The organism is Pseudidiomarina aestuarii (assembly GCF_048263735.1).
In the GTDB taxonomy this organism is placed as follows: domain Bacteria; phylum Pseudomonadota; class Gammaproteobacteria; order Enterobacterales; family Alteromonadaceae; genus Pseudidiomarina; species Pseudidiomarina aestuarii_B.
Genome location: NZ_JBLXDX010000001.1, coordinates 711,409 through 734,543, shown reverse-complemented (window position 1 = coordinate 734,543; position 23,135 = coordinate 711,409). Strand labels below are relative to the sequence as shown.

20 protein-coding genes are annotated in these 23,135 nt (G+C 46.5%); 17 read left to right on the top strand and 3 right to left on the bottom strand.

Features of this window, described 5'->3' with window-relative positions; genetic code table 11:
• Nucleotides 1-68: 68 nt before the first annotated feature.
• From ACN0S4_RS03380 to ACN0S4_RS03330, 11 genes are all read left to right on the top strand, one after another.
• Complete coding sequence (locus tag ACN0S4_RS03380) at nt 69-1,208, top strand: glycosyltransferase family 4 protein (RefSeq protein ID WP_417656303.1); 1,140 nt, start codon at nt 69-71, stop codon at nt 1,206-1,208.
• Nucleotides 1,205-1,834: an imidazole glycerol phosphate synthase subunit HisH gene (gene hisH, locus ACN0S4_RS03375; protein ID WP_417656302.1), complete on the top strand. Its 630-nt coding sequence runs from the start codon at nt 1,205-1,207 to the stop codon at nt 1,832-1,834. The genes ACN0S4_RS03380 and hisH overlap by 4 nt, the downstream gene beginning before the upstream one ends.
• A complete protein-coding gene (locus ACN0S4_RS03370) occupies nt 1,828-2,592 on the top strand; it encodes an AglZ/HisF2 family acetamidino modification protein (RefSeq protein ID WP_417656301.1) in 765 nt (254 codons plus the stop codon). The genes hisH and ACN0S4_RS03370 overlap by 7 nt, the downstream gene beginning before the upstream one ends.
• A gap of 7 nt (nt 2,593-2,599) precedes the next feature.
• Nucleotides 2,600-3,745 carry an N-acetyl sugar amidotransferase gene (locus tag ACN0S4_RS03365; protein ID WP_417656300.1) on the top strand — a complete coding sequence of 382 codons (1,146 nt, stop codon included), beginning with the start codon at nt 2,600-2,602 and terminating at the stop codon, nt 3,743-3,745.
• Entirely contained in the window at nt 3,726-4,868 is a 1,143-nt protein-coding gene (locus ACN0S4_RS03360) for a glycosyltransferase family 4 protein (protein ID WP_417656558.1), read from the top strand. The genes ACN0S4_RS03365 and ACN0S4_RS03360 overlap by 20 nt, the downstream gene beginning before the upstream one ends.
• A 363-nt stretch (nt 4,869-5,231) precedes the next feature.
• The gene (locus ACN0S4_RS03355; protein WP_417656299.1) at nt 5,232-7,070 is read left to right on the top strand and encodes a hypothetical protein; all 1,839 of its coding nucleotides are present in this window, start codon (nt 5,232-5,234) and stop codon (nt 7,068-7,070) included.
• Nucleotides 7,071-7,073: 3 nt separating this feature from the next.
• The gene (locus ACN0S4_RS03350) at nt 7,074-8,300 is read left to right on the top strand and encodes a glycosyltransferase family 4 protein (protein WP_417656298.1); all 1,227 of its coding nucleotides are present in this window, start codon (nt 7,074-7,076) and stop codon (nt 8,298-8,300) included.
• A 313-nt stretch (nt 8,301-8,613) separates the two neighbouring features.
• A complete protein-coding gene (locus ACN0S4_RS03345) occupies nt 8,614-9,216 on the top strand; it encodes a sugar transferase (protein ID WP_417656297.1) in 603 nt (200 codons plus the stop codon).
• A complete protein-coding gene (locus tag ACN0S4_RS03340; protein ID WP_417656296.1) occupies nt 9,206-9,991 on the top strand; it encodes a formyltransferase family protein in 786 nt (261 codons plus the stop codon). The genes ACN0S4_RS03345 and ACN0S4_RS03340 overlap by 11 nt, the downstream gene beginning before the upstream one ends.
• A gap of 5 nt (nt 9,992-9,996) precedes the next feature.
• A complete protein-coding gene (locus tag ACN0S4_RS03335) occupies nt 9,997-11,268 on the top strand; it encodes a DegT/DnrJ/EryC1/StrS family aminotransferase (RefSeq protein ID WP_417656295.1) in 1,272 nt (423 codons plus the stop codon).
• 89 nt (nt 11,269-11,357) lie between these two features.
• Complete coding sequence (locus ACN0S4_RS03330) at nt 11,358-12,017, top strand: hypothetical protein (protein WP_417656294.1); 660 nt, start codon at nt 11,358-11,360, stop codon at nt 12,015-12,017.
• Nucleotides 12,018-12,025: 8 nt separating this feature from the next.
• Here the strand turns inward: ACN0S4_RS03330 and cysN are convergent, their stop codons facing one another.
• Complete coding sequence (cysN, locus tag ACN0S4_RS03325) at nt 12,026-13,909, bottom strand: sulfate adenylyltransferase subunit CysN (RefSeq protein ID WP_417656293.1); 1,884 nt, start codon at nt 13,907-13,909, stop codon at nt 12,026-12,028.
• The gene (gene cysD, locus ACN0S4_RS03320; protein ID WP_417656292.1) at nt 13,909-14,787 is read right to left on the bottom strand and encodes a sulfate adenylyltransferase subunit CysD; all 879 of its coding nucleotides are present in this window, start codon (nt 14,785-14,787) and stop codon (nt 13,909-13,911) included. Before cysD ends, cysN begins: the two co-directional genes overlap by 1 nt.
• 364 nt (nt 14,788-15,151) lie before the next feature.
• Between cysD and ACN0S4_RS03315 the strand changes: the two genes are divergently transcribed.
• From ACN0S4_RS03315 to ACN0S4_RS03305, 3 genes are all read left to right on the top strand, one after another.
• Complete coding sequence (locus ACN0S4_RS03315) at nt 15,152-15,646, top strand: hypothetical protein (RefSeq protein WP_417656291.1); 495 nt, start codon at nt 15,152-15,154, stop codon at nt 15,644-15,646.
• Nucleotides 15,647-15,734: 88 nt separating this feature from the next.
• Complete coding sequence (locus ACN0S4_RS03310) at nt 15,735-16,940, top strand: EAL domain-containing protein (protein WP_417656290.1); 1,206 nt, start codon at nt 15,735-15,737, stop codon at nt 16,938-16,940.
• A gap of 3 nt (nt 16,941-16,943) precedes the next feature.
• A complete protein-coding gene (locus tag ACN0S4_RS03305; RefSeq protein ID WP_417656289.1) occupies nt 16,944-19,307 on the top strand; it encodes a PAS domain-containing protein in 2,364 nt (787 codons plus the stop codon).
• Here the strand turns inward: ACN0S4_RS03305 and ACN0S4_RS03300 are convergent.
• On the bottom strand, nt 19,304-21,358 hold the full coding sequence (locus tag ACN0S4_RS03300; protein ID WP_417656288.1) for a tetratricopeptide repeat protein: 2,055 nt from the start codon (nt 21,356-21,358) through the stop codon (nt 19,304-19,306). The two genes, ACN0S4_RS03305 and ACN0S4_RS03300, sit on opposite strands and share 4 nt — an antisense overlap.
• Nucleotides 21,359-21,528: 170 nt before the next feature.
• Here ACN0S4_RS03300 and ACN0S4_RS03295 point away from each other — a divergent pair, with 170 nt between their 5' ends.
• The 3 genes from ACN0S4_RS03295 (at nt 21,529) to ACN0S4_RS03285 (ending at nt 22,736) form a co-directional block, all read left to right on the top strand.
• Nucleotides 21,529-21,876 carry a helix-turn-helix domain-containing protein gene (locus ACN0S4_RS03295; RefSeq protein ID WP_417656287.1) on the top strand — a complete coding sequence of 116 codons (348 nt, stop codon included), beginning with the start codon at nt 21,529-21,531 and terminating at the stop codon, nt 21,874-21,876.
• A 72-nt stretch (nt 21,877-21,948) separates the two neighbouring features.
• The gene (locus ACN0S4_RS03290) at nt 21,949-22,224 is read left to right on the top strand and encodes a DUF1778 domain-containing protein (RefSeq protein ID WP_417656286.1); all 276 of its coding nucleotides are present in this window, start codon (nt 21,949-21,951) and stop codon (nt 22,222-22,224) included.
• On the top strand, nt 22,221-22,736 hold the full coding sequence (locus tag ACN0S4_RS03285) for a GNAT family N-acetyltransferase (protein ID WP_417656285.1): 516 nt from the start codon (nt 22,221-22,223) through the stop codon (nt 22,734-22,736). The genes ACN0S4_RS03290 and ACN0S4_RS03285 overlap by 4 nt, the downstream gene beginning before the upstream one ends.
• Nucleotides 22,737-23,135 lie beyond the last annotated feature (399 nt).

Sequence of the window (23,135 nt, the reverse complement as noted above, 5' to 3'; positions counted from 1 at the left end):
CTCTCATTATTTTTCCAAGGTCAGAGACTGACTTTAAGTTTACATATTAATCCCTAGGCTTTGAATAGATGAAAAATATCCATATTACGTTAACAGATTTTAGGAACGAATCACGTGTGCTTAAGGAAATAGCCTCACTCGAATCATTCAGTATTTTTGAAAGCTACATCGTTATCGCTCTTAGTTCTGGTGACTTACCTTTTGAAGAACGAATCAGCTCTAGATCTGTAGTTCGGAGAATTAATTTAATAAGTAGGATTCTGCCTAAAAATGGTCCGTTTCAAGTAATCAAATTTTTTGAGTTCATGTTGAAATGTATTTTTATGGTAAAAAAAGAACAAGCTCAAGTAATAAATATCCATACAATTGCACTTCTTCCGTTTGCTTGGTTAATTAAAAAGATATTCAAAGTGAAACTTGTTTACGATACCCATGAGCTTGAAACGGAAAAGAACGGTTTATGTGGGTTACGAAAAAGAATATCAAAGTGGACAGAGGCTAAGTTTATTGGATCTTGTGATTTGGTGATAGTTGTGAGTGAACTCATTGCTGATTGGTATGCTGATACGTACAAGATTGAGCGTCCTTTGGTTGTGAAGAATGCACCTAGGCTTCGTCATCAAGATAAAAAAGATCTGTTTCGCGAGGCTCTCCCGATTTTACCAGAACAGAAGATTCTACTTTATCAGGGAGGGCTGACGAAAGGACGAGGTATTCATCTGATATTAGATGCTTTTAAGGTGCGCGAAGAGAATGACGTAGTTGCAGTTTTTATGGGGTATGGAGATTTAGCTTGTGAAGTGCAACAAACAGCAAAAAATCATTCAAATGTATTCTACTTCCCAGCGGTTGCACCTAGTATAGTTCTAGATTATACCGCATCAGCCGATATAGGTATTTCTTTGATCGAAAATACATGCCTTTCTTACTATTATTGTCTTCCAAATAAGCTATTCGAATACGCTATGGCGGGTTTACCTGTGATCGTATCTGATATGAAAGAAATGGCCGATACTGTTCAAAGAGCTGGCTTCGGTATGGTACTTTCTGAGTACTCAAATAAGGCAATCAACGCAGCAGTTGATAGTTTAGCATTTTGTGATTTAGGTAGCTTTTCTTGTCATGCTTACCAATTCGCACAAGCTAATGCTTGGGAGAGACAAGAGAAAGTTATGCTTGAAGGTTATCATAGGATGTTAACTAGATGATAATGATTCTTGATTATGGCATGGGTAATTGTGGTTCGATTAAAAATATGTTGCGCTATATTGGCGCTGAGGCTACGACTACTACCCAACCCGATGCCCTTAAAGACGCAAAAGCAATTATTCTACCTGGTGTAGGCTCATATGATCATGGTGTGAAGCACCTTGAACCTTTTAAAGCAATATTGGAGAGAAAGGTTCTGCATGAAGAAGTTCCTTTTTTGGGGATTTGTTTGGGAATGCAGCTTTTGCTTGAAGAGAGTGAAGAGGGACAGTTACTTGGATTAGGTTGGATTAAGGGAAAAGTGAAGCGTTTTGATTTTTCTTCTCTGGAAAGTGATCAGCGGCTTGTGGTACCGCACATGGGATGGAATGAGATTAAGCCTGGAACTCAGTCACGATTAATTAAGACACTTGAACACAACTCGCTTGAGCGTTTTTATTTCGTTCATTCCTACCACGCAGCACATGTACCAGAAGAAAATAAGATAGCTCTCTGTCACTATGGCTACGATTTTACTTGTGGCATTCAGAAGAACAATATCTATGGAGTTCAGTTTCATCCTGAGAAAAGCCATTTATTCGGGAAGCAACTTTTTAAAAACTTTGTAGAGATAGCCCAATGCTAAAAAAACGAGTGATTCCTGTTTTGCTTCTGCAAAATGGAGGCTTAGTGAAAGGTGAGAAGTTCAGAAAACATAAGTATGTGGGCGATCCGATTAATGCGGTGCGTATTTTTAATGAAAAGGAAGTCGATGAGCTCGCATTTCAGGATATCACAATCGGTATGACCGGACGAGAGCCTGACTATGGCTTAATTGAAGACATGGCATCTGAAGCCTTCATGCCGATTGCATATGGTGGTGGAATTCAACGTATTCATCAGGTGGAACGGTTGTTTCGACTAGGAGTAGAAAAAGTCATTATAAATAGTGCCTTTGCTTTTAATCCTAAATTCGTAAAAGAATGCAGTGAAGTTGCCGGTTCACAGAGTATTGTTGTTGCAGTAGATGTTAAAAAGAGTCTACTGGGTCGTTATGACGTTTATATCCATAATGGAACAAAGAAAATTGACATAAGTTTAGAGGACTATGTAAAAAAGGCTCAAGCATTCCGAGCGGGCGAGCTCTTGCTTACTTCGATCGATCGTGAAGGAACTGGACGCGGACCAGATCTTGAATTGGTCAAACGAATTACAGATGCTGTTGATATCCCGGTTATTACTCAGGGCGGGGTTAGTAGTTTGGAACATATTAAACAAGCGGTACAGATCGCCGGCGCCTCCGCTGTTGCTGCTGGTTCTTTTTTTACCTTCCATGGCAAACATAAAGCGGTTTTGCTGACTTACCCTGCTTACCACGAACTCGAAAGTTTGTTTGTAGATTGAGGTTTTGATGACTGAATGTGTGTATAAGATGTGTACTCGTTGTGTAATGGATACAACCGATCCAGAGATTACATTTGATAGACAAGGTGTATGTAATCACTGCTACCAGTTTGATAATGAGACAAGTACGCATTGGTTCCCAAATGAAGAGGGTACGCGTAAACTCGAACAGATTTTTAATCAAATGAAAGAGGAACGTAAAAATTATGAGTACGACTGCATTCTTGGCTTGAGCGGCGGTCTTGACAGTTCTTATCTTGCGCTGATGATGAAAGAATACAATATGCGACCCTTGGTCGTTCATGTTGACGCAGGATGGAACAGTGAGTTAGCAGTTTATAATATTGAGAAAATAGTAAAATATTGTGGTTATGATCTCCATACTCATGTGATGAATTGGCCTGAAGTGCGAGATTTGCAATTATCATACCTTGAAGCGGGAGTTGCAAACCAGGATGTTGTGCAAGACCATGCTTTTTTTGCGTCGCTTTATCATTTTGCTGTCGAGAATAATATTAATTATGTAATCAGTGGTGGCAACATTGCTACAGAAGGTGTTTTTCCCTCGAGCTGGCATCATTCAGCAATGGATGCGATTAATCTGAAAGCGATTCATAAGAACTTTGGTAAATTGCCGTTAAAGGATTACAAAACGATCAGCTTCTTGCAGTATTACTTATATTACCCTTTTATTAAAAAAATGAAATCCGTTAGGCCATTGAATTACTTATCTTATACTAAGGACATTGCATTAGCTGAACTTCAAGAGAAAGTTGGCTACAAACCATATGGACGTAAACATGGTGAGTCGCGATTTACGAAGTTTTTCCAGAACTATTATTTGCCAAAAAAATTCAATATGGATAAACGTAAACCTCATTTGTCCAGTATGATATTGTCAGGTTTGCTGACTCGTGAACAGGCATTGATTGAGTTAGAAAAGCCACTTTACGATGAGAATGAGTTGCGTGAAGACAAGTATTACATTGCTAAAAAGTTAGGTATAACAGTCGAGCAGCTTGATGAGTATGTTTCTTCCTCAGGCCATGATTACTCTGAATATCCAAATTGGGATTTACAGTACGAAATTACAAAACGTATTCAATCACTAGTTTCTAAAGTTCTGGGTCGTGATGTCAAAAATTATTCTTAAGGTTGCCCACCTCACATCCGCCCATCCTCGATTCGATTCTCGAATTTTCTTTAAGGAGTGCATATCACTAGTCAGAAATGGCTGTAATGTTTCGCTGGTGGTTGCAGACGGAAAAGGTGACCAGAACATAAATAATGTTGACATCTATGATGTTGGAACATCTAAAGGGCGCCTCGATCGAATATGTAACGTGCCCGGTAGAGTGATGCGAAAAGCATTAAGATTAAACGCTGATATTTACCATTTACATGATCCCGAGTTAATTCCGATTGGTCTAAAACTAAAGAAGTATGGGAAAGTAGTAATTTTTGATGCCCACGAAGATGTGCCAAAGCAACTCTTAGGTAAACCTTATTTAAATAAGGCAGCAAAGTGGTTATTGTCAAAGATATTTGCACGATATGAACGCTGGGCATGTCGAAGATTAAGTGCGGTAATTGCGGCTACACCATTTATTCGCGATAAATTTGAAGAAATGGGTGTGCCGTCAATAGACATAAATAATTATCCGCTTCTTAGCGAGTTTTCGATAGGACGAATGGATTGGTCAGAGAAGAAGCGTCAAGTTGGGTATGTAGGAGGCTTGGAGCAGATTCGCGGAATACGCGAGATGATTAAAGCTATCGATTATGCTCAAGATGATGTTCGTCTCGTCCTTGCTGGGACTTTCTCTGATACTAACTTTGAAGATTTATTAAGAAGTGAATCTGGCTGGGTTAAGACAGAATATTTAGGTTGGTTAGACCGTATAGAAGTTAGTCGGGTGCTACAAGATTCAGTTGCAGGTTTAGTCACTTTGCATCCGATAATTAATTATCTTGATGCACTTCCAGTCAAAATGTTTGAGTACATGGCATCCGGATTACCGGTTATTGCCTCAAATTTTCCGTTGTGGAAGGAAATTATTGAAGGAAATAATTGCGGGTTGTGCGTTGATCCGAAAGATCCTGAAGCCATTGCCTCCGCTATTGATTACTTTATTATTCACCCTAAAGAAGCGGAGCAAATGGGGCATAATGGTTTCATTGCTGTGCAGGAAAAGTATAATTGGAATATTGAAGAAAAGAAATTTTTAGATTTTTATCAGTCACTTTGGACGAGTAAAGCTTCTGATTGGCGTTAAAAAATATTTTAAATGATTGGGTTGTTCGCCTAATGTAACAAAAGCCTCTCTAGGTTATTATCCAAAATTACGAAGTCTGACCAAATAACAATGAATAGTATATTTTAACGGTTAATATTAACTGGTTTAGTATCTATATTAATAAATGAAAATTAACTTCATACTGGCAAATAAATTTTATTTATACTCATCTAAAGTTTGGTCTCGACCGCGAAGATATAACAATAATAAACCTTAATTAATGATGTGGAGTAGCTATTTTGTTGAATGACGCGAGCTCTTTAAGCTATTGGATATAACCTCAATAAATAAATACTTAACGTAACAATATTCATTCTGTTTATAAGTAAGAAGGCGTTGAAAATGTGTGGAATATTCGGAGTCGTAACAGATCGTAAAGTTGATATGAAGGCTTTACATTTGTTAGTTAACCATGCTAGACAAAGAGGCCGAGATTCAAGTGGTTTAATATTTAAGCAAGGCATTAATTACCGAGTAAGCCGGGCTGATAGTGATATCAAATATCTTCTATCGAAGACCAATCTAAAAGAGTCCTCACTTGTTTTTGGTCACAGTCGCTTAGTGACAAATGGTTTAAGCGACAACCAGCCTGTCGTGCGTGGTGATATTATGGTTATTCACAATGGAATCATTGTGAATGACGAGTCAGTTTGGGAAACATTAGGCTCTAAACGCCTGTTTAAGATTGATTCTGAAGTTATCGCTGCAATTACCGAATCTCATCTAGAGAATGGCGGGGATTTATCATCTTTGTCTGCTGTTGTTTTAGAGAAATGCCAAGGTACTATTTCGACAGCTGTTGTGATACCTAAACTAGGTAAAGCTGTTTTGTTTTCTAATAATGGTAGTTTATATTGTGGAATTAATGGTCAGTCATTTTACTTTTCATCGGAAAGCTATCCTTTAACATTGTTAGGCTGCAAGAATATTCAACAAATCAAAGAAAATTCTTATATCGTGGATATTCCTCTGAGTGGAGATATATCATTTTCAAGCAAAGTTAGTCGAACAGAAGATCTTATTCCCGAATTTAAATTAATAAAATCAGAATCTGCAATGCTTGAATATAAAAAGCCATCTTTGAAACGTTGTACTCGATGTATATTGCCGGAGACTATGCCGTTTATTAGCTTTGATGGGAACGGTGTTTGTAATTATTGTAATAGCTATAAGCTTCGGAATAGGCCAAGGCCGAAGGAAGAACTTTTTGAGTTGGTAGAGCCGTATCGTCGGAAATCAGGTTTAGATTGTATTGTGCCTTTCTCAGGTGGTCGTGATAGCTGTTATGGTCTTCATTTAATAGTGAATGAACTGAAAATGAAGCCGGTTACCTATACTTATGATTGGGGAATGGTGACAGATTTAGGACGCCGAAATATTAGCCGAATGAGTGCTAAGTTAGGTGTTGAGAATATTATTGTCGCGGCGGATATCTCAAAAAAACGTCGTAATATCCGAAAGAATCTACAAGCTTGGTTGAAATCACCGCATCTGGGCATGATGGCAATGCTTACGGCTGGAGATAAGCATTTTTTTAGGCACGTTGAAACGGTCAAGAAGCAAACCGGTATAAATCTGAATCTCTGGGGTGTTAATCCACTAGAGGTCACCCACTTCAAAACAGGTTTTTTAGATATTCCCCCTGACTTTGAGGAAAAGAGAGTTTATTCACACGGTATGGCCAAGCAGTTGCGTTACCATTACAAACGTACGAGCGCGATGTTTGCAAGCCCCGGCTATTTCAATAGCTCGTTGTGGGATACTCTTTCTGGAGAATACTACAGAAGCTTTACAGAGAAGAAAGACTATTACCACATCTTCGACTATTGGCGCTGGGATGAGGACGAAGTTAATGAAACTTTGTTGGGTGAGTATGAGTGGGAAAAGGCGCCAGATACAAGCACTACTTGGCGTATAGGTGACGGAACGGCAGCTTTATATAACTATGTTTATTACACTGTTGCGGGGTTCACTGAGCACGATACATTCCGAAGTAACCAGATTCGCGAAGGCGATATTACTAGAGAAAGAGCGTTAGCATTGGTCGAGTGTGAGAATCAACCTAGATATCAAAACATCCGATGGTATTTAGACACCTTAGGTCTCGATTTTGTTGAAGTTATTCAGCGGATCAATTCAATACCAAAGCTTTACAATCACATCGACTCGGCGAACAGGTGATTTGTGGCTAAGACGATTTGGTATATTTCTAAGTATTTCGCACCGTCTACAATTAATTCCGATGGCGGTCGTGGATGGCTTTTAATGAAAGAGTTTGCGTCTAATGGATATCGTCCAGTAGTGATAACATCGGATTCTAATAATCTCATTGATCTGCCCGAATTTGAAAAGAAAGTCACAACTTATATGCAGTCAGGCGTTGAGTTAGTGTGGCTAAAAACACTTAAATACTCAGTGGCTAAGTCTCTAAAAAGAATCTTAAGTTGGTTCCATTTTGAATGGAATGTCTTTTGGTTGAAAAAGAAAGATTTAGCGGAACCCGATGTAATCATAGTATCAAGTCTCTCTCTTCTAACGATAATAAATGGAGTATTACTTAAAAGGAAATACAAGTGTAAGTTGGTTTTTGAGATTCGCGATATTTGGCCCTTAACGTTAGTTGAAGAAGGTGGTTTCAGTCCAAATAACGTTTTTGTTCGATTCTTAGGATTGGTTGAGCGATTGGGGTATAAACGCTCTGACCTAATTGTAGGCACCATGCCAAATCTTGGCGAACATGTAAAAGCAGTTTTAGGATATGAGAAATCGGTCACTTGCATTCCGATGGGTGTAATGCCTAGCATGTTGGTTGACAAGAAAGATGTTCCTCCAGATTATATTGATGAATACCTTAATCCTAAATTTTTTAACATAGTTCATGCGGGTACGGTTGGAATCACGAATGCGTTAGATACATTTTTTGAGGCAGCAAAAGCACTCAGAGACAATAAAAAGATTAGGTTTGTAGTTGTCGGGGATGGTGCTTTGAAAGAAACTTATATAGAACAATATGGTCATTTAGAGAATCTTATATTTGCGCCTAGAGTTGATAAGAAGCAAGTTCAGTCGGTTCTATCAAGTGCTGATCTAGTGTATTTTTCGGTTTTTAAATCAAAAGTTTGGGATTATGGTCAATCTTTGAACAAAGTTATCGACTATATGTTGTCAGCAAAACCGGTTCTGGCTTCATACAGCGGCTATCCATCGATGATTAACGAGGCAGGATGTGGTTATTTTATCTCAGCAGAAGACGTTCCAGCGTTAGTTTTAAAAATCGAAGAATTGTCAGTAATGTCAGAATTTGAACTAAGTGAAATCGGTAGTAAAGGGCGTAACTGGCTGCTTGAAAATCGTAAATATGAAAAAATAGCAAATGATTATTTGAATTTATTGTTTGATAATGAAAAATAACATTGCTCTCAAATTCATTCCTCCTTTATTGAGATAAAATCGGTACATACTAAGCTAAAGAAAGTTAAGCTTTATGTTCTGTTTTGAGTGTATTATTATCTCTATTTTTAATAAGGTCATTTTATTTATAAAGAACGTTTCGAGATAAGTCGAGTGGTATTTAATTGAAGTTGCTACCAATTGGCTTTTTGATTGTCAGGCCTAAGGTGGTCTGAGATTGTCAGGTGTACGGAACGAATAAATAACGAAATAACACTCGGAAAATAGGTTTAATCAATAGACCCTTTGCTGAGATTAGTGGAGATAATAAAAAGTGAAACGTTTGGTCGATTTCATTGCGGCATTCATCGGATTGATCTTACTGTTACCGATCATTTTATTATTGTGTTTAATAATACAGATTAAGCTTGGTTCACCGGTATTTTTCAAGCAGATTCGACCGGGACTTAATGGCAATGCGTTTCGAATGATAAAGTTCAGAACTATGCGTGATGATTTTGATAGCAATGGAAATCCATTATCAGACTCTGATCGCATTACAAGACTTGGTTTCTTTTTGCGAACAACAAGCCTCGACGAATTGCCCGAGCTTTGGAATGTACTAAAAGGTGATATGAGCTTGGTTGGCCCGCGTCCGCTATTAATGGAATATCTCGATTTATACACACCAAAGCAAGCTCGCCGACATGAAGTACGTCCCGGAATCACTGGTTGGGCACAAGTAAATGGGCGCAACGCGCTGAGCTGGGAGGAGAAGTTTAGCTTGGATGTCTGGTATGTAGACAACCAATCGATTTGGTTGGATTTCAAAATTTTGATTTTAACGATTTATAAAGTCATCAAGCGCGACGGAATATCCGCAGATGGACAGGCCACTGTTGAAAAGTTTAAGGGAACAAAGTCCGATGGTAGTTAGAGTATTGTTTATGGGGAGAAAGCAGGTAGCTGCTGATGCACTTGAATGGTTGATGATGAGAAATGATGTGGAGATTGTTGGTGTATTAACGGATGATCATCTATCAATATCTCCAACAACTGAAGTTGCGCTTAAATACGGTTTGGAAGTATTTGATTTTGAAACTACTCTCTCACGTTTGAAAGCTGGAACCCTTCAATTTGATCTTGGTGTTTCAATGCTATTCTGGAGAAAGTTTAGAGACGAATATATATCCGTGCCTAAGTTAGGAATTATAAATTTTCATCCAGCTCCGCTTCCGGAATATAAAGGAACAGCAGGTTATAATTTAGCAATTTTGGAAGGAAGATCAGACTGGGCTTGCTCAGCCCACTATGTTGATGAAGAAATTGACACAGGTGAGATAATTAAGGTTTCTTGGTTTGATATTGATTCAGAGAGTGAAACGGCTCAGTCGTTGGAGAGAAAGTCAACGAATCAACTGTTAGATTTATATACAGAGATAGTAACCAACGTATTGGTTAGAAGGGAAAAGTTAGAGACGAGTCCGAATCTTGGTGGGAAATATACGTCGCGTGCGGATATGGAAGCGATGAAGAAAGTCGTTGAAGGTGACGATTTAGAGCGCAAAGTCCGAGCGTTTTGGTTTCCTCCTTATGATGGAGCATATATTGAGATTGACGAAGAGAGGTATACTTTGGTTAGTAGACGTCTTTTAGAAATTCTGGCACCTGTTGGTAGTTCCTCTTTGTTTTCGTCTCCAAGTAAGAAGTAATCATTATGCTTAACTCTCCATTCTCACCTTGGCCGTCTTTTACTGAAGAAGAAGCTGAGGCGACGCGCAATGTTATTCTGTCGAATCGCGTGAACTATTGGACTGGACAAGAATGTCGAGAGTTTGAGAAAGAGTACGCCGCTTGGTGTGGCACGAACTATGCGGTTGCGTTAGCGAACGGCACTTTAGCCTTAGATGTTGCTTTAAATGCTTTAGGTGTGGGTGCTGGCGACGAGGTTATCGTCACGCCCCGTACCTTTATTGCGTCTATTTCATGTGTGGTGAACGCAGGAGCGACTCCTGTTTTCGCAGACGTCGACCGCGATAGTCAAAACATTGAAGCGCATACTATTGCGCCGGTTATTACTGAGCGCACCAAAGCTATTATTGTTGTTCATTTGGCGGGACGCATGGCCGACATGGATCCAATTATGTCGCTTGCCGAAAAGCACGGTTTGTTTGTGATTGAAGACTGTGCGCAATGTCATGGCGCTCGTTACAAAGGCCGTATGGCAGGTAGTATTGGTCATGTAGGCGCTTGGTCATTCTGCCAAGACAAAATCATGACCACCGGCGGTGAAGGCGGTATGGTCACCACCAACGATGAATCCCTGTGGCGCAAAATGTGGTCATTCAAAGACCACGGCAAGAGCTACGAAGCAGTTTATGAGCGCGAGCATCCACCTGGCTTCCGGTGGCTGCATGAAAGCTTTGGCACCAACTGGCGTATGCTCGAAGTACAAGCCGCTATCGGACGTATCCAATTACGTCGCATGGCTACATGGACAGCCGCTCGTCAACAGAATGCTTCCCGCATTTGGGCAACGGCGGCAGAGTTTGCGTGTACTCGCGTACCCGATACCGCTGGTGGTTGCTGCCCCGGTGCGGTTGGCGCCTCCGACGGCTGCGCTAGTTCATGGTGCGGCACCTGTTCAACTTGCGGTTGCGATGCTTCGAGCGGAGCTGGTTGCGCCCACGCCGCCTACAAGTGCTACTTCTTTATCGAGCCATCACAACTAGCTGAAGGTTGGAATCGTGACCGCATCGTCTCCGAAATCGTCGCGCGCGGCGTACCATGCTTCCAAGGCTCATGCTCTGAAGTCTATCTCGAAAAAGCCTTCGACAATTCCGGCTTCCGCCCCGAATCGCGCCTACCCGTAGCCCGCGAACTCGGCGAAACCTCGCTCATGTTCCTCGTCCACCCCACACTCACCCCCACCGAAATCGACAAAACCTGCTCCGTGTTGAAGGAAGTGCTCACGCAAGCGCAGCGCTAGTAACGCTCTAGTAAACCAACCTACGAAGTCCTTGCAAGCCACGCAAAAGTGAGCGAAAGTTTTGTGTAATAGCTTGATAAGGATTTCGCATGACTGACACCACACCCACACCAAAACCTCCATTCATCGTCGACTTCTGGGAGACGGTGTTTCGTTGGCTCGGTAAAGTGTCGTTGTTTGCCTTGGTGCGAAAGGTGTTTAAGAGCACGCATGGCAGCGGTCGCTTTGTGGATGCTTGGGCGCTGAGTCACGTGTTCTTGTCCATTGCATCGGTGCCGTTGGTGCTTTATATCCCATCGGTGTGGGTGGGCGGTGTTATTGCAGGTTATGCGTTTTTGCGGGTGTTCGAAGTGGTCGTGTATCAGATGAACGTCTTGCTCTTCGACGAATATCGCGCCAAACGAGCCGGCAAGTCCTATGCGCTGCATGGCTATCGCCGCATGATTCTGCTCCTCATTCAAAACTACTTCGAAATTATCTTCTGGTTTGCGGCGCAATACGCGTTCTTCAGCCAAATCTTCGACTTCACCGTACCTGGCTCCAACGAGAGCGTACTTGGTGCGGTGTACACCAGCTTCGTGGTCATGACCAGCTTCGGCTTCTACAACGTCACCCCACTGAGCGTCCTCGCTTACACCATCGTTATCGCCCAAGCCGTCATCGGCCTCTTCATGACACTCCTCAGCCTAGCCCGCTTCATCGGCCTCATCCCGAACCCCGAAACCATGGACCAAACCGAAAAACCCTAACCGAACGGTTAGCGGATAAAGCCACGGGCACGGAGTAGGGCAACGACTTGTTGAGCCGCTTCGAGTACCTCGAGTTCTGCGGTTTCGATGTGTAAGTCTGGCTCTTGCGGAGCCTCGTACGGCGAGCTGATGCCAGTGAAATCTGGAATTTCTCCCACCGCCGCACGAGCATACAGGCCTTTCGGGTCGCGCTTTGCACACACGTCTAATGGCGTATCCACGAATACTTCTATAAATTCCCCAGCACCCAGCATGTCGCGCACCGCGGCACGATCTGCCTGAAACGGTGAGATAAAGGCTGAGAGCACAATCAATCCGGCATCAACCAACGTTCGCGCCACTGCACCGGCGCGGCGAATGTTCTCTGCGCGGTCTTCCGCACTAAAGCCCAGATCGGCGCACAGCCCGGTGCGCATGGCATCGCCATCCAGAACCAACGTATGATTCCCATTCTGCAGTAATAGCTCTTCGACTGCGTTCGCGAGCGTCGATTTTCCCGCCCCCGATAATCCCGTAAACCACACCACTGCCGGCTTTTGCTGTTTCAGCAGGGCGCGGCGTGCAGGCGTGACCTGATGGTCGTGCCAATTCACGTCGCCAGCAGTAATTAGCCCAGCCGAAGCTTCTGCGAGCGGCTGTGCCACCATGCCCGCCGCGACGGTGGCATTGCTACGTTTATCAATGACAATAAAAGCGCCGGTTTTGCGATTCACTTTATATTTGTCGAACACCACGGTTTCACTTAGCACCCAATCGGTCATGCCGACGTCGTTGAGGGCTAAAGTCTCTGCGCCTTGTTCTTGTAGCGTATTGACATCGAGCGTGTGTAGCACTTTTTCGCAGCGCGCGCTGACGGTTTTGGTGCCGAGTTTTACCCAGTACTCGCGGCCGGGTAACAGCGTTTGTTCGTGCATCCACACCATGCGCGCCCGCAGCCTATTACTCATGTGCGGCAGCGCGTCCTTATCCACAATCAAGTCACCCCGACTCACGTCAATCTCATCACTCAATAGCAATGTGACCGCTTGTGGCGCTATAGCTTGTTCGAGTTCGCCGTCATAGGTGGTGATACTTTCTACCGTGCTAATGGTGCCTGCTGGCAACGTACGAATAGTATCGCCACGCTTAATCGAGCCCGATACCACCGAACCAGCATAGCCGCGCTTCGCGAGTTCACCGCCCGGGCGCGTCACGTATTGCACCGGGAAGCGGAAATCTTGCGTGTTCAGCGCGCGGTCGATGGTCAGCGTCTCCAGATAATTCATCAACGTACGACCACGGAACCACGGCATGTTGGTGCTCTTTTGCACCACGTTGTCGCCAGTCAGCGCCACTACAGGCACAAAGTGGATATCGGGAATATCCAACTGACCCGCAAGCTTCAGATAATCAGCTTGAATCGCCTTGTAGCGCGCTTGGTCATAACCCACCAAGTCCATCTTATTCACCGCCACAATCACATGTTTGATGCCGAGTAAGCTGACAATGTAGCTATGACGTCGAGTTTGCGTGAGCACGCCTTTCTCGGCATCAATTAGAATAATGGCGAGATCACTGGTGCTGGCACCGGTCGCCATATTGCGGGTGTACTGCTCGTGCCCCGGCGTGTCGGCAATGATGAACTTGCGCTTGTCGGTACTAAAATACCGGTACGCCACATCAATGGTAATTCCTTGCTCGCGTTCGGCATGCAGACCATCCACCAAATGCGCAAAGTCATAAGATTCGTTGGTTTTCACCGCTTCGAGTTGGTCGGCGAAGGTTTTGTGGCTGTCATACAGCAGCCGACCAATGAGGGTACTCTTGCCATCATCGACACTGCCACAGGTGATGAGGCGGAGTAGGCCTTTTTGCTCTTGTTTGGGGGCGGGGGCTGACGTTTGCGTGGCCATCAGAAGTACCCGTCCATTTTCTTGCGTTCCATGGAGCTGGCGGCGTCGTGATCTATGGCTCGACCTTGGCGCTCGCTGTGCGTGGCGTGCTGGGTTTCGCGGATGATGTCTTGGAGCGAGGTAGCAGTGCTCTCCACCGCGCCACTGAGCGGATAACACCCGAGCGTGCGAAAGCGTACTTGCTTCAGTTGGGGCTGTTCGTCGGCTTCTAGTGGCAGGCGCTCGTCATCCACCGCAATCCACATGTTATTGCGCCAAATCACCGGACGCTCCTTCGCGAAATACAACGGCGGAATATCGATATTCTCTTGCTCAATGTATTGCCAGATATCGAGTTCCGTCCAATTACTCAGCGGGAAAACGCGAATACTTTCGCCTTTGTGCACCTTGCTGTTATACAAATTCCAGAGCTCGGGACGTTGATTCTTTGGGTCCCAGCGCTGCTGCTGATCACGAAACGAAAATACACGCTCTTTGGCACGCGATTTCTCTTCATCACGCCGTGCCCCGCCAAAAGCCGCATCGAACTGATATTCCTTGAGCGCTTGCTTAAGGGCCTGCGTTTTCATTACATCGGTATACACGGCACTACTGTGCTCAAACGGGCTTAGCTTATCGGGATGGGTATGAATCAATAGCTGATGCTGCTGGGCAATGGCGTCACGAAACGCGTACATTTCCTGAAACTTCCACAGGGTATCGATGTGCAACAGCGGGAAGGGGAGCTTGCCGGGCGCAAACGCCTTCTTGGCCAGATGCAGCAGCACACTGGAATCCTTGCCAATGGAATACATCAGCACCGGCTTCTGAAACTCAGCCGCCACTTCTCGAAATATATGAATGGATTCAGCTTCCAACTGCTGTAGATGCGTCAGCATGTGGCTCTCTTATTGTTCTTCTTCTGCGTAGAGTGTACCGCCTGCACCTTGCGCGGTCTAGAGCCTTGCGCGGCGCTGTGGGCGCGACGCGATATCGCCTACATGTTGTCAGCAGGTGCTGAAATTCTTGTGCGCATGTGCCGCATATCTGGAAATTACTGCATCACATTAGCTGCATCAGTACCCCCACTTTTTCCATATCTGACGCAGCTTAACACCCTTCCTCCAGCCCCTTCTAAACATACACATAGAACAATCATTTCACCTTGCTGTTATCGGATTTCTGTAAAGAGTTGTCAATTGACAACTTCTCGGTAAGGGATTACTTTGCTCGAGACAAGTTGAGGCAGCGGGCAGGAGGACAATGATGAAAAAGTATGAGTTTAGTTTGCGGTTTGATGTTTCATATTATGAGGATGATTTGGACTTCATCGATGACCAGATATACGAAGCTGGTTGTGATGATGTCCTAATTAGACATGGACGAAAGGCTGAAGTTTTGATTGAGTTTGCGCGTGACGGGTTGAGCGCTATTCAAGTTCTGACGGAAGCAAAATCACAAGTTCTGAGTGCTTTGCCAAAGGCGCGTTTGCTGGAGGCTAAGCCTGATTTCGTCGGTCCAACGGACATTGCGGACTTTTATGGTATTTCGAGACAGCGCGTACAAGTTATTGTGCAATCAAAACTCGCTAACGTTCATGCGTTTACTATTGTGGGGAATACGCAGATTTATCGCCTCGCGACAGTCATTGATGAGTTAGCCAAGCATGTCAAACAAGATCTCGATGATTCGGTTCGCGAAGCTGCCTTTGCGGCTATGCAGCTCAACCTTGAAGCAGAGCGGGCGGTGTCGCTCTGAGGGTTCGTTAAATGATTGTCAAATGGCTAGTTTGTGATAACTTGAGGTAGACATTTGTACAACTGTTAACCACAGGTGGCGAACCGGAATGAGTGATTTGCAAGGGCGATTGTTGGTGCTGGATGATGATTATCAGGTCAGCAGTACTATTCGTGAAATGGCGAAGATTGCCGGGTTTGAGGCGCGCTCTTGCACCGATGCCACAGAGTTCTTTGCTTGTTTGCAAGAATTCGAACCGACGCATCTGATTCTGGACCTAGCCATGCCCGGTGTGGATGGCGTTGAGGTAATGCGACAGCTCGCCATCGAGCAATGTGATGCCACCTTGATTATTGTCAGTGGGCTGGGCGCTAAGGTGCTGAAGTCTGCGCAAATTGCCGCTGCTGAGAGTGGTCTCCGCGTGGCGGGCGTGCTCCCAAAGCCGTTCCGCATGAGCGCGCTCAAGGCGTTGCTCAAAGACTATACCGACCAGTCTCATAAAGACGCCGAGCAGCGTAAAACCGCCGAACTCACCCAACAAGAATTGCAGCAGGCGCTCGACCAAGAGCGTTTGGTGGTGTTTTATCAGCCGCAGGTGTCCTGCCATACCCGCCGTGTTACTGGCTTTGAGGCTCTCGTGCGCATTATCAGTCCCGACCATGAGCTCATAGCTCCAGACCGCTTTATTCCGCTGGCCGAACGTACCGGACAAATTCATCAGCTTACCCAGCAGGTGTTCTCGCAGGCCATTTGTTGGTTTGCTGAGCATTTCCGAGACGCGCGAGTGACGCTGGCGCTCAATACTTCCCCCAGCATTCTGGCGGAAACCGCTTATCCGCAAACCATTAGCAAGCTGGCCGAGCAATGTGGGCTGGAGCCGCATCGCATCAAGCTGGAGGTCACCGAAACCAGTGCGGCGGAGAATCCGTCCATGGCGCTGGAGCTACTAACCCAATTGCGCGTGAAAGGCTATGGCGTGGCCATTGATGACTTCGGTGTCGGTTATTCGTCACTGGAGCAGTTGGTACGACAGCCATTTTCTGAGCTGAAGCTCGATAAGAATTTCATTATTCCGCTGGCGCGCTCTGAAGAGTCGCGCAAAATTGCGGCAGCACTCATTGCGCTAGCGAAAGCGTTGAAGCTGACTACCACCGCCGAGGGCGTCGAGAACGAAGAGAGCTTGTCTTATTTGGCGCTGGCAGGTTGTGAGCATGCCCAAGGCTTTTACATCGGTCGTCCGATGGCGGGCGAGACGCTGTTGATGTGGCTCGCCAATTATAAGCCTGAAGTGCAGGAACGCGGGGCGGAGGTGTAGCACATGGCTGCAGAGGTGAAGTTTGAGAGCTTGTTTCGGCAGACACCTACGTTGCTTATGGTGCTCGAGCCGCGTGAGTTTCGGATTGTGGAAGCTAGTGAGAGCTATTTAACAGCTACCATGCGCCAACGCGACGAGGTAGTGGGCCATTTGTTGTTTGATGCGTATCCCGCCGATCCAGCTGACCCCAGCAGTAACAGTGGTACCAATGCGTTTGACGAATCGTTGCAGCATGTTCGGACTACCAAGGAAGCGCACACCATGAATAGTGTGCGTTATCCGATTGAACGACGAGCCTCCGAGGGCGGTGGTTTTGAGGAACGCTACTGGCAAGTCACCAATTCTCCTGTTTTTGATGAGAATGGCGAGATTATTTACATTTTGCATGCGCCGCGAGATGTAACACAGCGTGTGATTGCTGAGAAAAAGGCGGAGCGGTATACCGCTGAGCTGATTGAAGCACGCAATGCTGCGGAAAGTTCGAGTATCCAGTTACGCCATACCTTAGAGAGCATCAGCGATGCCTTTATTATGCTCGATGATGAGTGGCAGTTTATGTTCGTCAACTCGCAGGCAGAAAAGCTGCTACAACGCGAAGCCGATGACTTGATTGGCTGCTATATGTGGGATGAGTTTCCTGAGGGTGTGGGCAGTGTTTTTGATGAGCAGTATCGACGTGCGGTAGAGACCAATGAAACTGTTCGTTTTACTGAATTTTACCCGCCGCTAGGTGCTTGGTTGCAAATCAATGCCTACCCAGGTCCCGATGGCTTAGCGGTGTACTTCCGCGATGTGAGCGCCGAGATTCGCGCACAAGAAACGTTGAAGCGTGCCAAAGAGCGCTTTGACTTAGTCACCCGCGCTACTAATGATGTGATTTGGGACTGGGATGTGCCCGCCAATCGGCTGTGGTGGAGTGAAGCCTACACCGAACAATTTGGGCATCCGCGCAGTGATGACGGCGACGACCCCGATGCGTCCTGGGTGCAGCATATATTCGCTGACGATCGTGAGCATGTGGTGGAGGGCTATTACGCTGCCATGCATGATCAGAGTTGCACGCACTGGAATCATGATTATCGGTTTGTGCGCGCCGATGGCTCGGTCGCTTTTGTGAATGACCGCTGTTATATCGCTCGTGATGCCGATGGCAATGCCATTCGATTGATTGGTAGTATTTTGGACGTAACCGAGCGCCGCGAGCTCGACGAGCGCCTATATCAGTCTCAGAAAATGGAAGCAGTGGGGCAACTGACGGGCGGCATCGCCCATGACTTCAATAACTTGTTGACGGTGATTTTGGGGAATGCGGAGTTGATTGCCGAGCAATTGCCTGCTGCGCATGACTTGAGACCATTGGCAGAAATGACGGTAAGCGCCGCTGAGCGCGGTGCGGAGCTGACTAATAGGCTGTTGGCTTTTGCGCGGCGACAACCCTTGGAGCCGAAACCGACTCAAGTGAACGAGCTGCTTGGGGGGATGCTACCGCTGATTAAACGCACGTTGTCCGAGAGTGTGGAAGTGGCATTGCTGACCGACCCGTCGTTATGGCTCGCCGACATTGACCCAGCGCAATTCGAATCGGCAGTGTTGAACCTGTCGATTAACGCCCGTGATGCGATGTCTGAAGGTGGTGGTGTAGCCAGCGGTAAACTCACCATCGAAAGTCGTAATGTGCAGTTAGACGACGAGTACTGCAGCGCCCACGGCGACGTGACCGCTGGGGATTATGTGCTGGTGTCGGTTTCCGATACGGGTACGGGCATGAGCCCAGACGTCATCCAGCACGCCTTTGAACCATTCTTCACCACCAAAGATCGCGGCAAAGGCAGCGGCTTGGGCTTGAGTATGGTCTATGGCTATGTGAAACAGTCGAATGGGCACATCAAAATTTACTCGGAGCTAGAGCACGGCACGACTATTAAGCTGTATCTGCCGCGTGCTTTGGCGACTGCAGATGAAATTGCGGTGGCTACTGCCACTGCTGAGCCAGAAGGCGGGCGAGAGCGCATCTTGATTGTCGAAGATGACGCCTTAGTACGCCAACACGTCATTATTCAGCTAGGTGCTTTAGGCTACGACATCGAAGCCGCAAGCTCAGGCCAGGAAGCCTTGGCAATGCTCGAACAAGAACGCTTCGACTTATTATTCACCGACGTCGTCATGCCAGGCGGCATCAACGGCCCACAACTGGCAGCCGAAGCACAAGTGCTGTATCCCGACATGAAGATCTTGTTCACTTCGGGCTACACCGAAAACGCCATCGTCCATCATGGCCGCTTAGACGCCGGGGTCCACCTTCTCAGCAAACCCTACCGCCGCCAAGACCTCGCAAACAAAGTCCGCGAAGTCCTGCTCGCCCCCTAGCGCCTGCGCGAAGTTCCGCTGCTGTTTGCTGCCTGCGGCTGGTTTAGCTCGTGCATCTGCGCGAGCAACACGCCAAAGTGCACCGCTCGCTGCTGGCGGGTGGATGAGGCCAACTCGCGAACGCGCTCGAGGTCACCGCGCCGCCCATACAGGCTTGCGTAGTATGCCGCTTGAGCGAGGATATCGGTGGTCGATCGATTGTTCTTGTTCTGTGGGGATGCCGCAGTTTCAAGCATTCGCTCCATGTAGGTAGAAATATCGTTGCCCGCTGCAACGTTATGCTCAATCAGACCCGCGAGTAACTCCATCTGAACGTATTGAGACATTGCTGAAAACGCGAGTTTATCGAGTTGTTCAATGGTATCCCAGCGCTTCAGTGCTTGCAGAGAGCGAAGCATGCTGCGCAAATAACCTTTGTCTCGGTCTACGTCGAAATTGCCACTGCGTAATGCTTGCAACGCAGCATCAGTTTTGCCAGTCGTGGCTGCTTTGCGAAAATCATTATCGTCTTTATTGATGACTAATTGATTCTGTACCCCCGGGCTCGTAATGCTGTTCCGTACCTCCTCTGCAACGGTATAAATGCCCAGCCATGCCATGGTCTGGCCGTAGTAGAGTTTCTTGTAATCCGTCTCTGTATTTTTCTTTTGTAACATCACCAATTTTACAGCACCGGCAACACCATAAAATTCAGCCCAGTCTGTTGCCATATAACTATATTGGCGAAGCAATTGCTCGCCTGTTATTTCCGTATCATTGGGTGGCGGGTTCTCAAAACGCTCAATCATTGCAGCGGTCACACGCTCGGCATCATCGCGTCTATCCGCAAACAATAGACCTCGATTCAACTCCGTGGCGTTTTCGGGAGAAATAGTCGTTGCATCAAATAGTTCGAGCGCCGCATCAAACTCTTTATGTGCGACCAATCGTGGCATTAGCGTATTCACATTGTTCACTGCTTGAAGGTTATTGGCTGCTTGCAATTCGATGAATTCATCTGGGAAGTGATGAAACAAGACGCGAAGTATTTCACCACGAACGGCTGTCTGCGTATTAATTTTCATGAGTGGGCTCGCTGCGATTTCAAAGCCAAGCAGCAGATCATAGTCAGAAATCGCGGTATTGCGCTCGGCGAAATTCGTGTTGCGAACCACCAGTTCGTGCCAGCTCTCAGCCATACGGAGCCACTCGCGGGCTAACGCGGGTGCCGCTGGCGCCAGTGCTTCGGCAACACGAATCATACCGACTGTGCGCGCATTCGAATTCCGAATTTCTAGGATGAATTCATACGACTTAGGAATATTCGCTAGGTTTGCCCATGCCACGGCGGCATAAATATTTTGAATGTCTTCGTAGCGACCTAGCTCTATTTGAGGCGCAAACAAGTTCGTATCCACTACCCAATCGCCGTCATTCAGATCGAGCATCAGCCCGCGGTTGGTGATTGCCTCCATGGCATTGAGGGTGGACTGCAATCCACTTAGTTGCTCAGGATTATTGGGATAAATGAGCGGTCCACGAAACAGGATGTTTGCAGCCCAAGCATAGATGGGCTGCAACTGCTGTTGCAGTTGTTCGCGCTGCTGCTTGCTCGATTGTTGATCCAGCCGATGCTGCAAATAGGCAAGCGTTCTCGCCGGCTGATTGCTGCGTGCTAACAGCTCAATATAGGTGAGCTCGTAATTATCGTTGGGGCGTTCATTGAGATAGATTCGCAGCTCCTCTGCTGCCTGCGCGAAATTGCCTTGGTTCTGATAGATCTGGGCGAGAAAGAAGTGAGGCGCTACCTGAGTTGGATCTTGCTCAATTGCCTGTTGGAACAACTGCGTAGCTTGCGGTAGCTGATTTTGCATAGCTAGCGCTCGTCCTTGCAGCATCAGCGCTATTGGGTCTTGCGGATGCTGCTGATGTAATTGCGCCGCCAGCTCAATGGCTTGGGCTTGCTGTTGCTGCGCAAGTAGCTGATCGAATTCATTGATCTTGGGCTGCAAGTTGCTTTGCGCCCACAGGGGGAAACTAATTAGTAATAAAGAGATTAGAATCAAACGCATGGCTGGCGCTCCATTTTTTGAAAAAGCATAGACTGCGTTGTGAGATTGCGCCAACCCCCTAATTTGGGGTTTGATTTTGCGCGGCTGCGCACGTGGATGTCAGCCTGCGGCTTACAGACAGGCTGGTTTTATGGAGCTAGGCTTTATGCTTTTGGTGGGCGGGGCGCGCGATGATTGGCTTTGAAGATGAGTACTACGATTTCGAGAACAATACGCTATTTGCAGATGAGGCGGAGGAGCTTGCTCGCAAACTAGGCGAACTGATTCGGCTGGAACGCCGTCACGTTGCCACCCAAGACGACTTAGCATTTCTTGCGAACTCGAGTCGCGCCACCATATCGCGCCTCGAACGCGGCCACTCGGTGAGTACCCACTGTCTATTTGTGGTGCTGTATCGGCTAGAACTATCGCGTCCGTTCGTGGAGCTGATCAACGCCCAGCTCAAAAATCCACCCAGCGCCCGCGAACGCCGCGCTCGCCGCGACGCCTTCCTCAAAGTCATGGCGCCGTTTTTGTAGGCGCTGGTTTTGACAAAGGGACAGATGGGGAGTATTTATCCGTAATATATACGGATAAATGTGAGTTTCGATATGTCATCAGTAACGAGAATGAAAGATGCAGTAAAATCTGCACGGATTGAAATCAGGACGAGTGCCGAGGTTAAGGAGGAGCTTGAGCGGGCCGCGTCGATGAGCGGCGTGACGTTAACGGCATTCATTGTAAATTTGGCGCGCACGGAAGCGCGACGTATTGCTGCTGACGCGGAAAGAATAAAATTAAATCGAGAAGCTTGGGATCGATTGACCGAGATTATTGATAATCCGCCAGCACCGAATGCTGCATTAAAGGACTTAATGAAAACGTGACTAACTTGATTGTTCCAGTCTCACGATTAAACAAAAACGTCATTGCCTCTTTCAAAAATTTCGACTGCGGCGACTCGTTCTTGAATCAGTTCGTCCGCAATAAGCTTGTAAAATACGACCAAAAAGACCTTCACAAAGGCTTTGTTATGTTAGTCGCCGACGAGCTGGCAGGCTCTTTTACTATGAGAGTCAATAGCCTCGAACGTGAATTTCTCGATTCAGAAGCTCTGCCACTAACTATTCCCACCATAAGCCTGGAACAAATTGCTACCTCCGTGAAGTTTCGTGGACGCGGCTTCGGTAAACAGCTCTTACGCACGGCTCTGGAAATAGCGGTAGAAGTTTCCTCTGGCACTGGCGTAAAGGGTATCCACCTGTGGTCACATCCGCGCGCACTTGACTTCTACCGAAGCCTAGGCTTCCACGAGCTCACAACCCGTACTCAATCTGGACTCACCTTAACCCTGATGTTTCTGCCTATCGAAACCATCCGAGCCGCTAACTACTGGTGAACAGTGAATAGTGAACGGTGAACCGAAAAGGCCCTAGTGACTCGTCACGTTTCGTCAGTAGGACGTGTATTCAGAGGACCTTGAAAATTTTTGGTTCAGGTGCCGCAGATATGGAAATTCCTGCGGCATATTTGCTGCACCAGCCCCCCGTTCTTTTCATATTTGATGCGTGTGAACACAAATTTTCAAGGTGCTGCCCAACATGGGTACTAATCTTGATGATGGAGTTATTAGTTTCTATTTTATTTGTGAATGAATAGATATCGTAGGTTTCGGCAATCTATTGTTGCATCTCCGAGTTGTCTAGGTGGTATTCTCGCTTGCCCAGCCCAGCCCAGCCCAGCCCAGCCCAGCCCAGCCCAGCCCAGCCCAGCCCAGCCCAGCCCAGCCCAGCCCAGC